The sequence below is a fragment of the Mucilaginibacter sp. FW306-07-L genome (assembly GCF_058782065.1).
Genome location: NZ_JBYSXI010000002.1, coordinates 637,588 through 656,763, shown reverse-complemented (window position 1 = coordinate 656,763; position 19,176 = coordinate 637,588). Strand labels below are relative to the sequence as shown.

Annotated in this window: 16 protein-coding genes; 11 read left to right on the top strand and 5 right to left on the bottom strand. The window is 45.8% G+C overall.

All coding sequences use genetic code 11. The annotated features are described in order from the left end of the window. Positions 1 to 113: 113 nt before the first annotated feature. Genes AC3WJC_RS13055 through AC3WJC_RS13045 form a run of 3 tightly spaced genes read left to right on the top strand, consistent with a single transcriptional unit; the run spans position 114 to position 3,464 of the window. On the top strand, positions 114 to 1,301 hold the full coding sequence (locus AC3WJC_RS13055) for a glycosyltransferase family 4 protein (protein WP_492399555.1): 1,188 nt from the start codon (positions 114 to 116) through the stop codon (positions 1,299 to 1,301). After that, the gene (locus tag AC3WJC_RS13050; RefSeq protein WP_492399554.1) at positions 1,298 to 2,296 is read left to right on the top strand and encodes a lysylphosphatidylglycerol synthase transmembrane domain-containing protein; all 999 of its coding nucleotides are present in this window, start codon (positions 1,298 to 1,300) and stop codon (positions 2,294 to 2,296) included. The genes AC3WJC_RS13055 and AC3WJC_RS13050 overlap by 4 nt, the downstream gene beginning before the upstream one ends. Then, positions 2,277 to 3,464 (top strand): glycosyltransferase family 4 protein, encoded by a 1,188-nt coding sequence (locus tag AC3WJC_RS13045; protein WP_492399553.1) that lies wholly within the window; start codon positions 2,277 to 2,279, stop codon positions 3,462 to 3,464. Before AC3WJC_RS13050 ends, AC3WJC_RS13045 begins: the two co-directional genes overlap by 20 nt. Here AC3WJC_RS13045 and AC3WJC_RS13040 read toward each other — a convergent pair. Then, positions 3,433 to 4,302, bottom strand: a complete 870-nt coding sequence (locus tag AC3WJC_RS13040; protein WP_492399552.1) for a phosphatidylinositol-specific phospholipase C/glycerophosphodiester phosphodiesterase family protein — start codon at positions 4,300 to 4,302, stop codon at positions 3,433 to 3,435. The genes AC3WJC_RS13045 and AC3WJC_RS13040 overlap by 32 nt on opposite strands. Positions 4,303 to 4,482: 180 nt before the next feature. Between AC3WJC_RS13040 and AC3WJC_RS13035 the strand changes: the two genes are divergently transcribed. Beyond that, positions 4,483 to 5,379 (top strand): magnesium transporter CorA family protein, encoded by an 897-nt coding sequence (locus AC3WJC_RS13035; RefSeq protein ID WP_492399551.1) that lies wholly within the window; start codon positions 4,483 to 4,485, stop codon positions 5,377 to 5,379. A 68-nt stretch (positions 5,380 to 5,447) separates the two neighbouring features. On the opposite strand, the gene AC3WJC_RS13030 is transcribed toward AC3WJC_RS13035, so the two are convergent. From AC3WJC_RS13030 to AC3WJC_RS13020, 3 genes are read right to left on the bottom strand one after another with little or no spacing between them, the layout of a single operon-like run. Continuing rightward, positions 5,448 to 6,263 (bottom strand): MBL fold metallo-hydrolase, encoded by an 816-nt coding sequence (locus AC3WJC_RS13030; RefSeq protein WP_492399550.1) that lies wholly within the window; start codon positions 6,261 to 6,263, stop codon positions 5,448 to 5,450. A 52-nt stretch (positions 6,264 to 6,315) separates the two neighbouring features. Further along, positions 6,316 to 6,723, bottom strand: a complete 408-nt coding sequence (locus AC3WJC_RS13025) for an iron chaperone (RefSeq protein WP_492399549.1) — start codon at positions 6,721 to 6,723, stop codon at positions 6,316 to 6,318. Positions 6,724 to 6,725: 2 nt separating this feature from the next. Then, the gene (locus tag AC3WJC_RS13020) at positions 6,726 to 7,199 is read right to left on the bottom strand and encodes a VOC family protein (protein WP_492399548.1); all 474 of its coding nucleotides are present in this window, start codon (positions 7,197 to 7,199) and stop codon (positions 6,726 to 6,728) included. Between the two features lie 320 nt (positions 7,200 to 7,519). Between AC3WJC_RS13020 and AC3WJC_RS13015 the strand changes: the two genes are divergently transcribed. The 6 genes from AC3WJC_RS13015 to AC3WJC_RS12990 all read left to right on the top strand — a co-directional run bounded on the left by AC3WJC_RS13015 (position 7,520) and on the right by AC3WJC_RS12990 (position 17,603). Then, complete coding sequence (locus tag AC3WJC_RS13015; RefSeq protein ID WP_492399547.1) at positions 7,520 to 7,882, top strand: Dabb family protein; 363 nt, start codon at positions 7,520 to 7,522, stop codon at positions 7,880 to 7,882. 87 nt (positions 7,883 to 7,969) lie between these two features. Next, positions 7,970 to 10,438: a TonB-dependent receptor gene (locus AC3WJC_RS13010; RefSeq protein WP_492399546.1), complete on the top strand. Its 2,469-nt coding sequence runs from the start codon at positions 7,970 to 7,972 to the stop codon at positions 10,436 to 10,438. 785 nt (positions 10,439 to 11,223) lie between these two features. Then, complete coding sequence (locus AC3WJC_RS13005; protein WP_492399545.1) at positions 11,224 to 14,076, top strand: M16 family metallopeptidase; 2,853 nt, start codon at positions 11,224 to 11,226, stop codon at positions 14,074 to 14,076. Positions 14,077 to 14,145: 69 nt separating this feature from the next. Next, positions 14,146 to 15,138, top strand: a complete 993-nt coding sequence (locus tag AC3WJC_RS13000) for a glycoside hydrolase family 5 protein (protein ID WP_492399544.1) — start codon at positions 14,146 to 14,148, stop codon at positions 15,136 to 15,138. Between the two features lie 117 nt (positions 15,139 to 15,255). Continuing rightward, entirely contained in the window at positions 15,256 to 16,563 is a 1,308-nt protein-coding gene (locus AC3WJC_RS12995; protein WP_492399543.1) for an NAD(P)/FAD-dependent oxidoreductase, read from the top strand. Continuing rightward, positions 16,563 to 17,603 carry an LLM class flavin-dependent oxidoreductase gene (locus AC3WJC_RS12990; RefSeq protein WP_492399542.1) on the top strand — a complete coding sequence of 347 codons (1,041 nt, stop codon included), beginning with the start codon at positions 16,563 to 16,565 and terminating at the stop codon, positions 17,601 to 17,603. The genes AC3WJC_RS12995 and AC3WJC_RS12990 overlap by 1 nt, the downstream gene beginning before the upstream one ends. Positions 17,604 to 17,612: 9 nt before the next feature. Here AC3WJC_RS12990 and AC3WJC_RS12985 read toward each other — a convergent pair whose 3' ends face one another. Further along, positions 17,613 to 17,813: a hypothetical protein gene (locus AC3WJC_RS12985; RefSeq protein WP_492399541.1), complete on the bottom strand. Its 201-nt coding sequence runs from the start codon at positions 17,811 to 17,813 to the stop codon at positions 17,613 to 17,615. A gap of 98 nt (positions 17,814 to 17,911) precedes the next feature. Here AC3WJC_RS12985 and AC3WJC_RS12980 point away from each other — a divergent pair, with 98 nt between their 5' ends. Further along, positions 17,912 to 19,120 (top strand): MFS transporter, encoded by a 1,209-nt coding sequence (locus tag AC3WJC_RS12980; protein ID WP_492399540.1) that lies wholly within the window; start codon positions 17,912 to 17,914, stop codon positions 19,118 to 19,120. The last annotated feature ends 56 nt before the right edge of the window (positions 19,121 to 19,176 follow it).

The window sequence follows — 19,176 nt, the reverse complement described above, 5'->3', positions numbered from 1 at the left end:
ACAAGCCTGATTGTTTATATTTTAGTAACATACCCGCTTTTTACGACCACTGATATAAGCCATTAACAATATTAAATTAATGCTGAGATTATAAGTTGCTCATAGTTTTGGGTATGATATACCGCAAAAGGATAAAGGTTGTATTCTTCTCGGAGATACTGGATAAAGATCATGATGGCGCGGTGCGTACCATGTACCAGCTCATCAGTCGTATTGATGCCGAAATTTTTGAATACCTTTTTATTTGCGGTACCGGGCCTGATGTATTGCACGGTTTTGAATGTGTAAAGGTACCCGCCTTTACGGTGCCGGTTAACCGCAGTTATAAGCTGGCACTGCCCGGCCTGGTACAAAGCAGCCTGAAGGAAAAGCTCAAAACCTTTGATGCTGATGTGGTACATATAGCCACTCCCTCGCTTTTAGGCGAGTTCGCCCTGAAGTATGCCCGGCAGGAGCGTTTGCCGGTGATCACTATATATCATACACACTTTGTATCGTACATTGATTATTACTTTAAGCATGCCCCTTTCCTGATCGATTTTATAAGATCGCGCGTTACGGAGAGCCAGCGGAACTTTTACAACGGCTGCGACATGATCTACATGCCGTCCGAAGGTATAAGTAAATGGCTTGCGGGGGTAGGCGTAAAGCCTGATAAAATAAAAAGCTGGAAGCGGGGCATTGATACCGGCCTGTTTTCGCCTTCAAAGCGAGATGCAGCATGGTTGCGAAACCTAACGGGCAATAGTGCCCCCGTAATATTATTTGCCAGCCGCCTGGTTTGGGAAAAAAACCTGGAAACCCTGTTTGATATATATGACGGTTTAAAAACCGCCGGCACACCATTCAACCTGGTTGTAGCAGGCGATGGTAAAGAAAAGGCAAGCTGCGAAGAGCGTATGCCTGATGCTGTTTTTACCGGTAGGGTAGATCATGAAACGCTTTCGGTGCTGTACGCCTCGGCAGATGTGTTCGTGTTTCCATCCGTGTCCGAAGCTTACGGCAACGTGGTTTTAGAAGCCATGGCATCAGGCCTGCCTTGTGTAATTGCCGATGGCGGCGGCTCTGCCGATTTTATTTCGCAGGGCATGAACGGCTTTAAGTGCAGTCCTTATAATGCTGCTCAATTCATCAATAAAATAATGCTGTTACTTAATAATGATGCTTTGCGGCAAAGCGTGGCAGCGGCAGGGTTAAAGTATAGCAGTACGTTTAATTGGGATGAGCTTGCCGCTATATATTTTAATGACGTTAACCAACTGGCCAAACAAAACCATGGCCAACTGCTGCCTGCTGAATGAAGTATCTGAAAATATTAATTATTGTTACGATACTCATCTGCGCCTGGCTATTTCTTCGCCATACGGATTTTAGCAAAGTAGGCCGCTCCATGCAACAAGTAGGCCTTCATTTTATAGGGCTGTTGCTGGCCAGCGCCTGCTCATATATTTGCGGTACCATTGCCTGGCGGTATTGTATGGGCGCTGATGGCGGGCGGATAACACTCGCCCGGTTATTTTGGGTGCGCCATACCGGCGAAACGATAGGCATTATCAACCCGACCAGCATTGTAGCTGGTGAGGCCTTAAAGATCTACCTGCTTCGCAATTACGCTATTGAAAAACAGGTTATTGTTACTTCGGTACTGCTTTCGCGGGTGTTAATGATGGCTACGCAGTTGCTGTCATTGCTTATCATCACCATATTGGCATTTGTGTTTGTGCCCGCGCTGCATTTTTCGTTCAGTGTTATGGTAAAGGTGCTTAGCATAGTTGCCGGTATGGGTATAGTAATATACCTATTGATACTGATTTTAAAGGGGCTTGGCAAAACACGTTTGGGCAGTTGGTTTTTAAAGCGTACCGAAAGCATACGTGTTAAGGTAAATGATGCAGCTATGGCGCTCCGCGTGTTTTATCGTACCAACAAAAAGCACCTGCTGATAGCCTCAGGCTTTTTTATGCTGCACTGGGTATTGGGTTCGCTCGAACTGTATATTATACTCTACCTGTTGGGCACGGGCGCGGGTTTTATACCTGCCATGTTTGTTGATATGAGTGTGATCATTTTTAAATCCGCCGGGGCGTTTGTACCCGCCCAGTTAGGGGTTGAAGAATACGGCAACAAACTGATGCTGGCCGCCATTGGCCTAACCGCTACCGAAACCTGGGTAACCGCCTCGCTGCTGCGGCGTGCCCGCCAGTTATTCTGGATAGTGCTGGGCCTGGCAACTTATTTTTTTATTGACAGAAAACAAACGGCAACATCTTACCAAAATGGAAATACTGTTTGTTAGCCATAAACACCCGCCTGCTACAGGGGGGATGGAAAAGCAAAGCTATGAGATGATACAGGGCATGAAAAAGCATACCCGCATACATGCCATAGTGTACAAAGCAGGCACCAGCAAGCTGCGCTTTTTTATGTCGCTCAACCGGCGTATCATTGATATATGCCGCAAATATCCTGGTATCAATATTATACATTATAATGATGGGCTGATGGCGGCTATATGTATGCGGCATAAGGGGTATGAGCACCTTAAACGTACCGTAACGCTACACGGGTTGGATGTGGTTTTCCCTAACCATGCCTATCGCCGCGCCGTATTGCCCGAGTACAAAAATTTTGATAAGGTATTTGCAATAAGTAATGCCACGGCGGGCGCTTGCACTAAATACGGCATACCGGCTAATAAGATACAGGTGATCAGTAACGGGGTAGATGCCTCCATAGCCGATTGCCTGCAGCAGCCGGCACTGCTTAATGAAATTGCCGCCCAGCACGGCCTCGACCTGAAGAATAAAAAAATATTGATTTGCATGGGGCGTGCGGTAAAGCGTAAGGGTTTTGCCTGGCTTATAAAGCATGTAATGCCCGCACTGAGCGATGATTTTATGCTGCTGATTATCGGGCCGTTTAAACCTCGCGCCCCGCTGGCCGACAAAGTGATACGCACGCTGCCCCCTAAAACGCGCAGGCAGGTAACTTCGCTGTTAGGCTGGCCTACGGATGAGGAGGAGATCCGCAGGTTGCTGCAAAAATCGGGTACGGCAAACCGGGTTAAGCATCTGGGCCGCTTGCCTTTTGAGGATATACTGCAATTGCTGATGGCTGCCGAAGCGTTCATAATGCCTAACATTCGCGTGGCGGGCGATCTGGAAGGATTTGGTCTGGTATGCCTGGAGGCTTGCTTGTGCGGCACCAAGGTATTTGCATCCAGTATTGAGGGAATAAAGGATGTAATAGCCGACGGTAAAAATGGTTATTTATTGCCCACCGCCAATACATCGGCCTGGATAGAGGCTTTGAATAAACTGGCTACAGAGCCGGATCGTTACCGGCTAAAGCCAGAGCAGATAAAGGCATACACGATGGAGCACTTCGGTTGGGATAAAATGGTAAAGGAATATCTGAAATGTTTTGAGGAACTTACAATGATGCAACCCGCGCCTTTTTTGTAAGATTGATATTTTCATTGCCTGATGTATTGGTGATAAGGAATTTACGTAACATCGCCAGCTCGTCGGTATTGATCAGGTCTACCCCGCAGTTTAATAGCTGCTTCCAAACGCACTCCTTTTCGGGCGAGGCCCAGAGGCGTACCTTTTTACCCATACTATGCGCTTTAGTTACATAGCTGCATAACAGTTTTCGCTCCTTATCGGGCATGGTGCCGCTGCCATCCCAGTTTAGTAAGGAGCTGTATTTGCAGCTTGCCATCTGGTACACGTGAGCGTTACTTTTGTCTTTACCCACATCGCGCAGGTCTTCATCAATAAAGGCCAGCCGCTGCTTTTCGTTTTTTATGGATTGGTAGGGTTTATTGCCCGATAGTACGATGGTTACCAGCCGCTGGTGTACCTTGCCATTTTCATAGCTTGATAGTATGTGCCTGTACTTTTTCAATAGTGGTTTTAACGCGCGGTAAGTGTCATCAGCATCGGTCTTGATATCGATCATCAGCGTAATAGGGGTATCATAGCCTTTAAAAACGCTTCCTTGTTTTTTAATGCGGTCGGCCAGGGGTTTCAGGTATAGTTTTTCAAGCGTACGGTTACCCTGAAAAAAGGGGAAGAAGTGGGCTACAACCATTTCGCCGTTAATGTAAAATATATCAGCCTCAATGTGGGTGTAGCCATTGTCCAGCGCGTCAAACAAGGGGCGTTTGTGCCAGTAATCGTTATGGGCGAAGCCGTTTTGCAGGGGGATGTTTTGTGCCAGGCAGGGCAGGCAGCCGCTAATGAGAAGTAGGAGGATCGCGGCCCTAAGGAATTTTACTATCAATTTTGCCGTTCGCATATTTAAGTTAAATTTCTTATTTCAAAGGTCGGTTAAGGGTATGTGCAAATCATAAAATAAAGGTTAAGTAAACTCTAAATCAGTAGGTTTCAGATTAATTTATTGTAATTGATGGCTAAATGCATCATCGGTACTATGAACTTATTTGCCGAACCGGTGTTTACTTATTTTATTTGGATAATGCTTAGACAACTTGCCAGCAAACAGGAAAACAATTTTGAGTGGATCGATATTTACGAGCCGCAGCATGACGAAATCCATGCGACCGCCGAAAAGTATAACCTGCACGAAGAACTGTTAGATGATAGTTTGCAACCCGACCACCTGCCCAAATATGAGCAGATGGAAAATTACGCCTTCATTATATTCAGGATACATACGGATAGCCGGGTGAGCGAGGCTGATACCGTGCAGCAGCTTACGCATAAAATAGCCATATTTTACGCTAAGGATTTTGTGGTTACGATTCATCGTAAATCGCACAAATTGATTGATACCCTGGGCGAAGAAGTAAAGAAGGGTAAATGCAGCAGCACCTACCACCTGTTAAACAACATTATAAAGGCCTGTTTGCTTACGTATGATGAACCCTCAAACCATTTGTCGCGTAGCCTGGAATATTACGAGGAACAGATATTTTTACGAACCCGCAAAGCGCCGCTTTTAAAAGGGATGTACTTTTTAAAACGCAAGGCCGACCTGGTAAGGCGGATGCTTATGCTGTCGTACGATATAATTGATAACATTGATGCCGAGCAAGGTGATGTAAACACGCGCGACACACGCGACCTGTATGTGCGCCTGCAAAGTATTTATGATGCCTTGTCCGAAAATATAAACCATCTTCTTAACCTGTACTTTAACGTATCCGCGCAGCGAACTAACGAAACCGTACGTATACTCACAGTATTTTCGGTGTTTTTTATGCCGCTTACCTTTATAGTAGGCATTTACGGAATGAACTTTGATTTTATGCCCGAATTACGCGCGCACTATGGCTACCCGGTTGTGCTCGGCGTAATGGTAATGATCACGCTGCTTATTTATTTTTGGTTCAGGCGCAAGGGCTGGTTGTAGGTAAAATTCCTTTTCACTCCCTCTCCCTTGAAGAGGGCAGGAATGACTTTGAAGAGGGCAGGTGATAGTTACAGCGCCAAACTCATTTGTAAGGTTTGCGGCACCGTATTAAAACATGGCTTTTGCCCATTTACATGGTAAAGCGCTGTTTCGGCATAGCGTGAGGCTACGGCTACGTGCACATCACCGGCGTGCTGGTTAAAAAGCTCCAGTGCCAGATCGGGGCAATTATTATCTTTTGAAAGATGCGATAATAAAAGGTGCGACATGAACGCCGGCCGGTGCTCAATAAATAGCTGCAGCGCCTGTGTGTTGGATAAATGCCCTTTGCCGCCACGAATGCGCCGTTTTAAAAAGTAAGGATATCGGCCGCCATCCAGCATCTGCTCATCGTAATTAGCTTCTAAAAAGGCTGCATGGCAAAGTTTAAAATATCTGGTCAGATTGTTACATACAGCGCCGAGATCGGTAAACACGCCTATGGTGATGCTGTCATCGGCCACAATAAAACTGTACGGATCGGCAGCATCATGCAACTTGTTAAATGCGGTTACCGTTAAGCTGCCAATGGTTACAGGGGTATGCTCTGTGAAGTTTACCACACAGTCAAGCATCAACCGGCCATGCAGCATGGTGCCGGGCGTAATGTATACAGGTATACCATACTTACGGCAAAGCACGCTAAGTCCGCTGATATGGTCGCTGTGCTCATGCGAGATAAAGATGGCTTTTACCTTGCTGATATGCAGCCCCAAACGGACCATGCGGCGCTCCACCTCCCGGCAGGAAATACCCACATCGATCAATACGGCATCATCATTATTACCAACGTAATAACAGTTGCCGTTACTGCCCGAATTTAGTGCTGCAATGTATAATGACATCGCGACAAAAATACCGGTTAGTTTTTTATAATGATAATTTTTTTAGCAAAAGTTATGCTTTTTTGCTATAAGGCTTTTTGCCCGGTTCAAAGCTTTCTTCATTTTCTTTCAGGCGGATAGTCACGATTTGTTTAACCACATCAGCCGGTAAACCTTGGCTGGCTTTGAATTGAATGGTATTACCATTTATTTTACAATCAGGCAGTTGATCCTTAAATTGATCTATTACCGCTTTGCTTACGCCGTAAAAGCCGCAATGATTTTTAAACGCGGCAAAATGCACCAGCATACCTTTATATTTAAAGGTAGGTATCTGGTAGCTGATGCATTCTTCGGCTTGCGGTGCCGCCTCGCGCACGGCTGCCCTAACGGCGGTTAACGCGCTTTTGGCGGGCTCGGCAAGCATGGTCAGGTACTCGTCTACCGTTTTGGGCACATAGGGCTTTTCCTTGCTGTTCATTATTAACCGGCGTAAGCCTTTTCCAGTTCGGCAATATCAATCTTGATCATACTCATCATGGCTTGCGCTACGCGCCGGGCTTTAGCCGGGTCTTTATCCTGCATCAGCTCGATCAGCCGGGTAGGGGTTACCTGCCATGATACGCCGAACTTATCCTTCAGCCATCCACAAGCGGATTCGGTGCCGCCATCGCCAATAAAAGTGTTCCAGTAATAGTCTACCTCTTCCTGGTCTTTACATTTTATTACGAATGATATGGCTTCATCAAACTTAAATTGCGGGCCGCCGTTCATGGCGGCAAACTCCACGCCGTTGAGTTCAAAGTAAGCCACCAGCACTGAGCCGGATGCGCCGGGCATGCCCTCTGTCGCGCGCATAATGCTAATCGGCTTTGAATCTTTAAATACGCTCAGGTAGTAGTTCATGGCTTCTTCGGCGTTATTATCAAACCAAAGAAAAGGGGCGATCTTTTGCATAAAAGTTGTTTTTATTGGTTAAAGGAGATTATTTATACAAACATACCGGGTCTGTTGTTGAGCCGTGCTGTGCAAAAAAGACAGATTAAGGGGTCAAGCGCGACAACTCATCGAAAAGGAAAACCCACCCCAACCCTCCCAAAGGAAAAACCTCACCCCAACCCTCTTCAAGGAGAGGGAGTAAAAGAAAAAATAAAGTCCTACCCCTCGGGGAGGATTTAGGAGGGGTGCATTTCCAAACTTTTACTAAATTAGGCTCTCGTTAATCTGATACTATGAGCACAAAAAGCAGGCGGAATTTTATAGCAACCACAGCAGTTATGGCAGCAGCAACAGCAGCATCGGCGGTGCCTATGGCATCGGCAAAAAGCAAGTACCCAATTGTACACCATGTGTTTTTCTGGCTTAAAAACCCGGGCTCGGTTGAGGACAGGGATAAACTGGTAGCCGGTGTTAAAGCATTATCAAAAATTGAAACCATTAAGCAGATGCATGTTGGCATAGTGGCCAGTACTGAAAAGCGCGATGTGGTTGACAATAGCTGGGGCGTGTCGGAATTGATGTTCTTTGCTGACCTTGAAGGACAAAAAACATATCAGGATCACCCCATTCACCAGGAATTTATCAAAAACCACAGCCATTTGTGGGAAAAGGTTATTGTGTATGATGCGGTAGAAGCATAGTTAATACTTTGTTATCAATTAAGTTACATATTAATAAAGTTACATACTCCACTCGCCCCCCGGTATTAAAAAAGGCACTTTTGCAGCATGAGAATGTTGATAAAGGCGATTGTGGGTGTATTGTTATTAACGGCTACCAATTTATATGCACAGCAAACAGGCACCGTTACCGGTACGCTTACTGATGCTGAAACCAATAAACCGGTTGAATTTGCAACCGTAGGAATTTTTGATAAAGCGACCAATCAACCCGTAAAGGGTGTACAAACCGGGCTTGACGGTAAGTTTGTCATTAATGGTTTGGCCGATGGCAGTTACCAGGTGCGCATTACTTTTGTAAGCTATACCAGCTTTACCAAGGATAGCATAAACATAAACGCTACACAAAAAGCGTATAACCTGGGTACTATAAAGTTAGCCCGTGCCACCAGCGTACTTAAAGAGGTGGTGGTAAAGGCGCAACCCAATACCATACAGCTTGGGGTTGATAAAAAAACCTTTAGTGTTGACCAAAGCCTGGTAAGCCAGGGCGGTTCGGCTACGGATCTTCTGAGCAATGTGCCCTCGGTACAGGTAGATGTGGATGGCAACGTGAACCTGCGCGGCTCAAGCAACGTGCGGGTGCTGATCAACGGCAAGCAATCTGCGCTGACAGGCGGCAGCGTGAGCGATATTTTGCAATCGTTACCGGCCAGTTCTATCGAAAATATTGAGGTAATTACCAATCCATCCTCAAAGTATGATCCTGAAGGGCAATCGGGTATTATCAACATCATCCTTAAAAAGAACGCCCGCGTTGGCTTTAACGGGCAGGCCGCTTTTACAGCCGGTAATTATGATACCTATAATGGCAACCTTAACCTGGGTTATCAAACCGAAAAATTTAACCTGTATACTAACTACAGCTATCGTCATGGTAAAAGGGTTGGTAATGGCTTTACCAACAGGCAAACTTATATTGGTGCCGATACCTTGTTTCAAAACCAGGTGCAGGATCAAAGCTTTGTATTTGATTCGCATAACATACGGGCGGGTATTGATTGGAACGCGGCCGACAAAACGACCATCAGCCTATCGGGCAATGTAAACACCCGTAAACGTGACCGTTATCAAACCGGCTCAACCGATCTGTTCGGGCAATCGCGTGTGCTTACCCAGCAAACCGTGCAGGATAACGTAAGCAATGGCAGCGGTACCAATTTTGATCTCAACCTTGACCTCGATCAAAAATTTAAGCGCAAGGGCGAGCAGTTAACCGCTAACTTGGGCTACTCGCGGGGCGATGAGGATAATTACGATTACCTTAATACGGCGTACCGGTATTACGAGCCGGTATCAGCAAACAACTTTTTGCAGAACAACTATAATAAGGAAAAAGAGAATAACTGGAACATCCAAGCCGATTATGTATTGCCATTTGCTGATAACAAAGGCAGATTTGAAGCAGGTTACCGCAGTACCATCGCCAAAAACGATAATGATTATCTGGTTGATACCGCCTTTACGCAAGGCATGTTTCAGCGGGATTTGAGCCAGACCAACCGTTTTTTATATAACGAATATATCCATGCCGTTTATGCCAACTACCAGCGCCAGTTTGGTAAATTTGGCATACAGGCCGGTGTTAGGCTGGAGGATGCAAACATCCGCACCTCGCTTATTGACAGTGCCAGCACCGTACGTAATAACCAGGATTATTTCAGGGTTTACCCAAGCATCTTCCTTAGCCAAAAACTGAGTGACGCGCAAACCTTGCAGTTAAGCTATACCCGCCGGGTAAGCCGCCCGAGGGAAAGGCAGTTATCGCCGTTTTTAGACAGGAGCGATCCATTAAACTATCAGCAGGGTAACCCGTTGTTAAGGCCGGAGGATACCCACTCATTCGAGTTAAGTTATATTAACTACTGGAAGGCGCTTACGCTTACATCATCATTATACTATCGGCTTACTAACGAGAATTTTCAACGTATAAGCGTTGGGTTAGATAGCAGCCGTACCCTTACCCGGTTTGAGAATGTTAACAGCGCGCGCAACGCCGGTTATGAGCTGATAGCCAAATGGAGTTTTTCACAGGCCTTTGATGTTACCGGAAACGTGAACGTGTACTACCGCCAAATTGATGGTGATGTTGACCTGGGTTTGCGCGAAACATCAGGCTATGCCTGGAATGCCAACATAACCGGTAACCTGAAACCCGTTAAAAAACTGGGCATACAGTTAAGGTATGATTACCAGGGCCCGCAGGTTATAGCCCAGGGTAAAATGAAAGCCATGTACGGAATGGATGCCGGCGTTAAATATGATATTACCGACAAGCTGAACATTAGCGGCAACGTGCGCGATGTATTCAACACCCGCCGTTTTCGCTCGGAGATATTGAATACCGCAGGCCCCTATCCTTATTACCAGGATGCTTCAAGGCGTTTTTCTATGCGGGTGATATCTTTTTCGATAGGCTACCGCTTTGGCTCAACGGGACGTAAGAGTGAGAACAAAAAAGACGAAAATAAGCAGCAAAACCAAGGGGATGTACAGCCGGATGAAGGTATGAGGTAATACCTCACCCCAACCCTCTCCTTTAGGAGAGAGAGTGAAAAGAAATCTATTATTTTTTGTCATTTCGACGTAGGAGAATCTGTCGCTTGCTAATGGACACGTGCAGATTTCTCCTTCGTCGAAATGACAAGAAGGGTGTAAAAAGCAAACGTACGAACCCTAAATAACCTATCACCCCCGGCATCAGTAATGCCCGGAGTAGCACAAGCCTAGCCAAAGCACAACCTTTCACCGGGCAGGACGTAGCCGGCAGTTTTTCTTTGGTTACTTTCTTTTTTCTGCACAAAAGAAAGTGACATCTACTAACGCCCGGGTGAGCAAATCCCAATGCTCATTAGCAGTGGCATTGCTTTTATTAAGGAGAGTGCTTTGATTGAAACGTCAGTCTGCTCTTGGGCGCAGGGCCCAGTTAATTCCCTTGGTGCGAAAGTAACCAAACATCAAGGCAGAAAAACCCTTCATCCGCACATGGCCATACTCCCCGGCCCGGTTTTCTGCCAGGCCCACGCTCGTTTAACCCCTCCTAAATCCTCTCCGAGAGGGAGGACTTTAGATAAAAAGACTTGTTATTTCAAACGAGGTACGAGTAGAAATTTGTCGTTTAGCTATAAATGCAGACAGATTTCTCGCTGACGCTTCGAAATGAACAGAAAACTTTAAGCGCTCTCCTGTAACAACTCCTTTACAAAGTAATTTTAGCTAAATTTTGTAATATTATGCCTTCCCTTGCAAGTGTACGGCAGCAACCGGCCTTGTATAACTTACAGTTGATTAAATACTAAAAAATGACCAGACCTCTTAAAAGCTTATTGCTTGCAGCGTCGGTATTGGCGGCATCGCTTACCGCTAATGCACAACAGGCGCAGCCCAAACTCATTGAAAAGGTAACCCGTAAAGGTACCGAATTGGTGATCCCTTATGAAAAATATGTGTTGCCTAACGGTTTAACCGTGGTTTTAACCGAAGATCATTCAGACCCTATCGTACACGTTGACGTTACCTATCACGTAGGTTCAGCGCGTGAGGAGATCGGTAAATCAGGCTTCGCGCACTTTTTTGAGCACATGATGTTCCAGGGGTCAGACCATGTGGCCAATGGCGATCACTTCAAGATCATCACCGCGGCGGGTGGTACCCTTAACGGTTCAACCAACCGCGACCGTACCAATTATTACGAAACCGTTCCCGCCAATCAGCTCGAAAAAATGCTTTGGCTGGAGTCAGACCGTATGGGCTTTTTGCTTGATGCTGTTACCCAGCAAAAATTCGAGGTTCAGCGTGCTACTGTGAAAAACGAACGCGGGCAAAATTATGATAACCGCCCCTATGGTTTAGTTGGCGAGTACTCCTCAAAAGCGTTATACCCTTACGGGCATCCGTACTCCTGGTTAACCATTGGTTATATAGAGGAGTTGAACGCGGTAAGCCTTAATGACCTTAAAAACTTCTTTTTGCGCTGGTACGGGCCAAACAACGCTACCATTACCATTGGCGGCGATATTAACCCGAAACAAACTTTGGCTTGGGTAAGCAAATATTTTGGCAGCATCCCTAAAGGGCCGGATGTTAAAAATGTAAGCATGGCGGCACCGGTATTAAAGGCTGATCGTTATCTATCTTATACAGATAATTATGCCAAACTGCCTTTACTGTCCATAAGCTATCCGGGTGTAAAAATGTACGCTAAGGATATGTCGGCGCTTGATGTATTATCATCCATTATTGGCCAGGGTAAAAACTCTATATTTTATAAAAACTTTATAAAAACCCGCAAGGCCGCGCAGGCTTACATGGGCTCGTCAAATACCGAACTCGCGGGCGAAGTGAGCATCCGTATCATCCCGTTCCCGGGGCAATCATTAGCTGATATGAAAAAGCTGGTTGATTCGTCATTGATCGAGTTTGAGAAAAAAGGCGTTAGCGACGATGATTTGACCCGCTTTAAGGCTACTGCCGAGGCTAACTACATCAATGGCCTGCAAAGTATCAGCGGTAAAGTGTCTGAACTGGCAGCCGCGCAAACCTTTACGGGTAACCCCAACCAGATCGGCCGTGAACTGAACGATATCCGCTCGGTAACCAAGGCTGATGTTATGCGGGTGTATAACCAGTATGTTAAAGGCAAACCGGCGGTTATATTAAGCGTATTGCCTAAAGGCGGCACCCTGCAGCCGGTAGCTGCTGATAACTTTACAATTGATAAATCAGGTTATAAAGCACCGGACTATGGTTATAACGGCCTGAAGTATGCCAAGGCTAAAGATAATTTTGACCGTACTAAGGTTCCCGGTACCGGCGCTAACCCGGCTATCAAAGTTCCGGCTATATGGACGGCTAAAACCGCTAACGGTATCAGCATGGTAGGTACCGATACCAAGGAGATCCCGACGGTAACCATATCATTATCTATTGATGGCGGTGGTTTGTGGGCCATTAACAATCCGCAAAAGGCGGGTGTGGCCAACCTGGTTGCCCGTATGCTGAATGAGGATACCAAGAATTACACTGCCGAGCAATATAATGCCGAACTGGAAAAACTGGGCAGCGATATCAGTGCTTACGCCAGTAATGATGACATTAGCATAGAGATATCATCGCTTACCAAAAATCTGGATAAAACCGTTGCCCTGTTACAGGAAAAACTGTTCAACCCTAAGTTTACCCAGGAAGCGCTTGACCGTAACAAAACGCAGATAATGGAAGGCTTTAAACAAGCCAAAACCCAACCTGCCGGTGTGGCATCAAGCGTATATAATAAAATTCTGTATGGAGTTGATAACGTGCGAACCTTCTCAACCATGGGTAACGAGCAAACCGTGCCGGGCATTACCCTGCAGGATGTTAAGGATTATTACGATAGCTACTTCGTGCCGTCATTAACTAAAGTAGTTGTGGTAGGCGATATTAACGAAGCCGCGGTTAAAACCAAGCTGGCTTTCCTGAATACCTGGAAAGACAAAAAGGTTGAACTGCCAAAACCTGCTGAAGGTAAATCATTTGATAAAACTACCCTTTACCTGGTTGATGTACCTAATGCCGCGCAATCAGAGATCCGTGTTGGTTACCTGAGCGGCCTTAACTACGATGCTACCGGCGATTATTACAAACTGGGTATAGCCAACTACATTTTAGGCGGCGCGTTCAACAGCCGTATTAACATGAACCTACGCGAAAACAAGGGCTGGACCTACGGTGCGCGTTCAGGCTTTGCCTCAGGCAAGTTTGGCGGCAACTTTACAGCAAGTGCAGGCGTTCGCGCTTCATCAACCGATAGCGCGGTAGTGGAGTTTATCAAGGAGATAAAAAACTACAATGCTACCGGTATAACTAATGATGAGTTGGTGTTCACAAAGCAATCTATCGGTCAGAGCGATGCCCGCAAGTATGAAACCAACGGACAAAAAGCCAACTTCCTGTCTTACCTGTTGGAGTATGACCTGAAACCAACTTATGTTGATGATCAGAACAAGATTTTATCCACCATCAGCAATAATGAGATCAATCAGTTGGCTAAAAAGTATCTGAATACCGATAAAATGGTGATACTGGTTGTTGGTGATAAAGCCAAAGTTTTACCCGGTCTGCAAAAATTAGGCTACCCTATTGTGGAGCTTGATGCCGACGGAAAAACGCTGTAATATATTTTAACTTCATAGTAAAACCCCTCAGGCATTGAGGGGTTTTTTGTTTATAGCCATAACCAAAATATGATGCAGGTAAAAAATTTCAGGATGCTGTTTTGTTTAGTTTCGCTGTTAATTATGCAGGTGGCATGTTCGCAGCCGGTTAGCACGCCTGTTAAAATTAACGGCAAGCTGAGCGTGCAAAACGGGCTGGTAGTTAACGGGCAGGGTAAACCGCCCAGGCTAAGGGGTATCAGCATGTCGTGGAGTGTGTGGCAGGGGCAAAAGTATTACAACCCCGAAGTGATCAGGTGGCTCTGCACCGATTTTAAGGCATCGGTTATCAGGGTATCAATGGGGGTAGAGCCCAAAGGTGGTTATCTGCAGGATTCTTCCCGGCAGGTACGCTTAATAACCACGGTTATTGATGAAGCCATTACAATGGGGGCGTATGTGATCATAGACTGGCACGATCATCATGCTAATAAAAATATAGAAAAGGCAAAGCAGTTTTTTGCCATAATGGCGCAAAGGTACAAGGGTACCCCCAATATATTATATGAGGTATGGAATGAGCCTGAGCGGGTAAGCTGGCCTGTAGTGAAAAACTACGCTACCGAAATTATTAAAACCATACGCCGGTTTGATGCTGATAACCTGATAATTGTGGGCAGCCCGCAGTGGGATCAGGATGTGGATATAGCATCCAACGACCCTGTTTCAGGGTTTAAAAACATTGCTTACTCCTTTCATTTTTATGCTTCTGACCCGTATCATCAACAAAAATTACGTAATAAAGCTAACATTGCCATAAAAAATAAGCTGCCGCTTTTTGTAACCGAATGGGGTGTTGGGGAGGCTGATGGCAATGGGGTGTTTGATAAAGCAAAAACGGAAGTTTGGTTAAAGTGGATGGAAGATAATCAGCTAAGCTGGGCCAACTGGAATGTAACCGATAAGAAGGAAACCACCGCCTTGCTTAAACCCGGAGCTTCAACATCAGCGGGTTGGGCAGTGCAGGACCTTACACCGGCAGGTATTTACATACGTGCCAGGCTACGGGAATTGAATAAGTAAGTTAATATTGACTCATTATCATTTTATGATTAAACTGATGTCAATTTTTGAAATACGATATAATTAACCAAAACTAATTGCCAACTTGTGTGGTAGTGTATTTAAGCTGATTACCACATGAAGATAGTTATCATAGGCGGAGGGTTTGCCGGTTTAAAACTGGCCCGTGAATTAAATAACAAAAAGGGGTTTGAAATTATGTTGCTTGATAAGGTGACTTTCCACCAGTTTCAGCCGCTATTTTACCAGGTTGCTACAGCCAGCCTGGAGGCCAGCAACATCTCATTTCCATTACGCAAGGTTTTTCACAACAGCAAAAATGTACGCATCCGTTTTGCCGAGGTTGAAGAGATAAAGCCTGAAATTAATACCGTAGTTACTGATATTTGCAATTTTGAGTATGACCTGCTGGTGCTGGCCACGGGTACGCAAACCAATTTTTTCGGTAATCAGCAAATACAATCGCATGCCTTCCCCATGAAAACCACTTTTGAGGCGTTAAGGCTGATGAACCGCATTATCAATAATTTTGAGGACGCGCTTGAAACCGCTGATGAAGCTGAAAAAAGCCGTGTAATGAGCATTGCCATTGTTGGCGCGGGGCCAACGGGAGTAGAGCTTGCCGGGGCATTGGCCGAAATGCGCAAGAATATATTGCCTAAGGATTACCCGGAGCTGAACTGGGATTTGATGCACATCTATCTTATTGATCATAATAAGAACCCGCTATCAAACATGAGCGAAAAATCAAGCAACGAGGCCAGGCAGTACTTGCAGGATATGGGCATTATACTCAAGCTTGGTGCCGGTGTTGAACATTTTGACGGGGAGCAGATCATTGAAGATAATGGAGAGATCATCAATGTAAAAACAGTGATTTGGGCTGCCGGCGTTCGCGGTAACCTGCCTGAGGGTATTCCGCCGGAGAATGTAGCCCGCGGTAACCGTGTTAAGGTTGACCGGTTTAATAAAGTTATAGGTTCGGGTAATATTTATGCCATAGGCGACATTGCTTATATGGAAACCGATCTGTACCCTAACGGGCATCCCCAACTGGCCAGCGTAGCCGGAGATCAGGGTGAGCATTTGGGTAAAAACCTGATCAGGATAGCTGCCGGAGATCCGCCTTTGCCTTATGAGTTTGATAATAAGGGCGTGATGGCTACCATAGGCAAACGTAAGGCGGTAGTCGATCTGGAAAAGCCTAAAATTCACTTCAAAGGCCGTATCGCCTGGTTGATATGGATGTTTTTACATTTGATGCTGATTTTGGGCATCAAAAATAAATTGCAGATATTCATCAACTGGGCTTATAAATATTTTACATCCGACCAAAGCCTGCGCCTGGCGCAACGCATACGGGGCAAGGGAGAGGAATTGCAAATTTTCAGGCCACCCAATCACGCTTCAATTGATAAAGTATAATGGAATTAGGTATCAGCACCTTTGGCGAAGTTACGCCCGATAATAAAGCCGGCGGCGCGGTAAACGCGCACCTGCGTGTACAGCAATTGCTGGAAGAAGTTAAACTGGCCGATGAGGTCGGTCTGGATGTATTCGCTTTTGGGGAGCATCACCGGCCTGATTTTGTAATATCGGCCCCGGAAGTGTTTATGGCTGCCGCGGCATCAGTTACTAAAAATATAAAGCTCACCAGTTCGGTAACGGTACTCAGTTCAGCCGACCCGGTGCGTACATTTCAAAATTTCGCGACGGTTGATCTGCTATCGGGCGGCAGGGCCGAAATTATTGCCGGCCGCGGCTCGTTCATCGAGTCGTTCCCGCTGTTTGGGTTTGACCTGGATGATTATAGCGAACTGTTTAGTGAGAAGCTGGAAATGCTCCTCAAAATAAATGACAATGAAAATTTAAACTGGGAAGGCAAATTTCGTGCACCTGTAAAAAATCAGGGTGTATACCCGCGTCCCTTGCAGCAGAAGCTGCCCGTATGGATAGGGGTGGGTGGTACACCGGCTTCCGCAAAACGCGCCGGTACATTAGGTCTGCCCATGATCATTGCCATTCTCGGCAGTGCGCCCAAGCATTTTGTAACGTTTGTTGAATTATACCGTGAGTCGGCAGAGAAAGCGGGGCATGATGTGAGTAAATTGCAATTAGGCATCAGCTCACAATTTTACGTAGCCGAAAGCAGTGAGCAAGCACAAAATGAATTCTATCCATCTTACGAAGTATTAATGAACCGTGTTGGGCGCGAACGTGGATGGTCGCCCATGAACCGCGAATCTTTTAACTACCTGCGTGAGCAAGGCCCCCTGGTAGTGGGCGATGTGCAGCAAGTGGTGGACAAGATACTGGAGCAATATGAATTGTTTGGCAATACCCGCTTTTTAGCACAATTGGTTACCGGCCATACGCCACATAAGCAAGTATTAAAAGCGATAGAATTATATGGCACCAGGGTAGCGCCCGAAGTACGCAAATATATCGGTGAGAAAAATAAGTAATCAGTAGATTTACTGAACCATAGCCGGGTCGTCAACACTTTCCATGCCTAATTCATCAGCCTGCAAGTTATGCTTTTCTCGCAGCTCATCAAATTTTGAGCGTAGCATGGTGTCAATATTCAGGTCAGGGTCAAGCCTTAACGAATGCACGTAAAGCGTATTATTATTACGCTTGTCAAAATAACGGTAATGTATTTGATCTGAATCCATAAATCAGACAACAGCCTACTTATTAAAAAGTTTATAGCATCATATTATAAGGGGCTGACAAATTATTTTAGAGGCGTTATTATCTTAGCGCTCTGCTTATGAATAATAATAACACTACAAAAATTACGCTTACCCCGGCGCTTACCTGGTTAATGGCTATTGGTGCCGGCATGGTGGTAGCCAATAATTATTACAACCAGCCATTGCTTGGTAAAATAGCTGCCGAGTTTAAAGTTACCGAAGCCCGCGCCAGCCTAATAGCCATGCTTACGCAAATAGGTTATGCAACAGGGCTGCTGTTAATTATTCCTTTGGGAGATATGCTACGGCGCAAAAGGCTGATCCTGTTTGATTTTATATTTATTGTGATCGCGTTATTAGTGGCGGGTTGGGCCAAAAATATCAATATGCTGATGATAGCCAGCTTTTTTATCGGGTTGACATCAGTTATACCTCAACTATTTGTGCCGATGGCCGCCCAATTAGCTAAGCCCGAAGAAAGTGGTAAAGCCATTGGTACTGTGGTAAGCGGGTTGCTTATTGGTGTGCTAACCTCGCGCACGGTTAGTGGTTTTGTGGGGGAGCATTATGGTTGGCGTGCTATATTTTTTATAGCCGCTGGTTTAATGGTGCTGTTATGGATAGCCCTGCTGATAAAATTGCCGGATTTAAAACCGCAGTTTAGCGGTACCTATGCTTCGTTAATGAAATCGCTGGTAAATTTTGTACGCACTGAGCCTGCTTTACGCCTGGCTGCTGCAAGGGGAATGCTGGCCTTTGCCAGTTTCAGCGCGTTTTGGACCACCCTTGTGTTTTTGTTGGAAGGGCCTCCGTTTCATAAAGGTGCTGATGTAAGCGGTGCTTTCGGAATCATCGGCGCGGGCGGCGCTATCGCTGCATCCGTAGTGGGCAGGCTGACGGATAAGGTGAGCCGCTCATTCATCATCACCATTACCTTGATCATGATGGCGGTATCCTGGCTTATTTTTGGGGTGTACGGCTATTACTTTGCAGGCTTGATAGTAGGGGTGATCCTGATCGATCTGGGTTTGCAGGCTATGCACATCACTAACCAGGCTATCATATTCGCGTTACACCCTGAAGCCCGTAACCGGCTGAATACAGTCTACATGGTTTGCTATTTTATTGGCGGCGCCATGGGTACCTGGCTTGGAGGCCTATGCTGGCAAACCTGGAAATGGACCGGTGTTTCAATACTTGGCGGTGTACTTGTAATGGCGGCGCTATTGTTACACTTTGCCTTTGGCAACAAGCCTGAACCTAAACCCTCTGTAATAAAGATTTAGTATTATCTATAAGCCTGAGATGTGCCTATTATCTGTAGGTAAATAAGAATAAACTT

Coding starts and splice junctions, on each gene's coding strand:
- AC3WJC_RS13055 (WP_492399555.1), top strand. CDS start 114: ATGATATACCGCAAAAGGATAAAGGTTGTATTCTTCTCGGAGATACTG.
- AC3WJC_RS13050 (WP_492399554.1), top strand. CDS start 1,298: ATGAAGTATCTGAAAATATTAATTATTGTTACGATACTCATCTGCGCC.
- AC3WJC_RS13045 (WP_492399553.1), top strand. CDS start 2,277: ATGGAAATACTGTTTGTTAGCCATAAACACCCGCCTGCTACAGGGGGG.
- AC3WJC_RS13040 (WP_492399552.1), bottom strand. CDS start 4,302: ATGCGAACGGCAAAATTGATAGTAAAATTCCTTAGGGCCGCGATCCTC.
- AC3WJC_RS13035 (WP_492399551.1), top strand. CDS start 4,483: ATGCTTAGACAACTTGCCAGCAAACAGGAAAACAATTTTGAGTGGATC.
- AC3WJC_RS13030 (WP_492399550.1), bottom strand. CDS start 6,263: ATGTCATTATACATTGCAGCACTAAATTCGGGCAGTAACGGCAACTGT.
- AC3WJC_RS13025 (WP_492399549.1), bottom strand. CDS start 6,723: ATGAACAGCAAGGAAAAGCCCTATGTGCCCAAAACGGTAGACGAGTAC.
- AC3WJC_RS13020 (WP_492399548.1), bottom strand. CDS start 7,199: ATGCAAAAGATCGCCCCTTTTCTTTGGTTTGATAATAACGCCGAAGAA.
- AC3WJC_RS13015 (WP_492399547.1), top strand. CDS start 7,520: ATGGCAGCAGCAACAGCAGCATCGGCGGTGCCTATGGCATCGGCAAAA.
- AC3WJC_RS13010 (WP_492399546.1), top strand. CDS start 7,970: ATGAGAATGTTGATAAAGGCGATTGTGGGTGTATTGTTATTAACGGCT.
- AC3WJC_RS13005 (WP_492399545.1), top strand. CDS start 11,224: ATGACCAGACCTCTTAAAAGCTTATTGCTTGCAGCGTCGGTATTGGCG.
- AC3WJC_RS13000 (WP_492399544.1), top strand. CDS start 14,146: ATGATGCAGGTAAAAAATTTCAGGATGCTGTTTTGTTTAGTTTCGCTG.
- AC3WJC_RS12995 (WP_492399543.1), top strand. CDS start 15,256: ATGAAGATAGTTATCATAGGCGGAGGGTTTGCCGGTTTAAAACTGGCC.
- AC3WJC_RS12990 (WP_492399542.1), top strand. CDS start 16,563: ATGGAATTAGGTATCAGCACCTTTGGCGAAGTTACGCCCGATAATAAA.
- AC3WJC_RS12985 (WP_492399541.1), bottom strand. CDS start 17,813: ATGGATTCAGATCAAATACATTACCGTTATTTTGACAAGCGTAATAAT.
- AC3WJC_RS12980 (WP_492399540.1), top strand. CDS start 17,912: ATGAATAATAATAACACTACAAAAATTACGCTTACCCCGGCGCTTACC.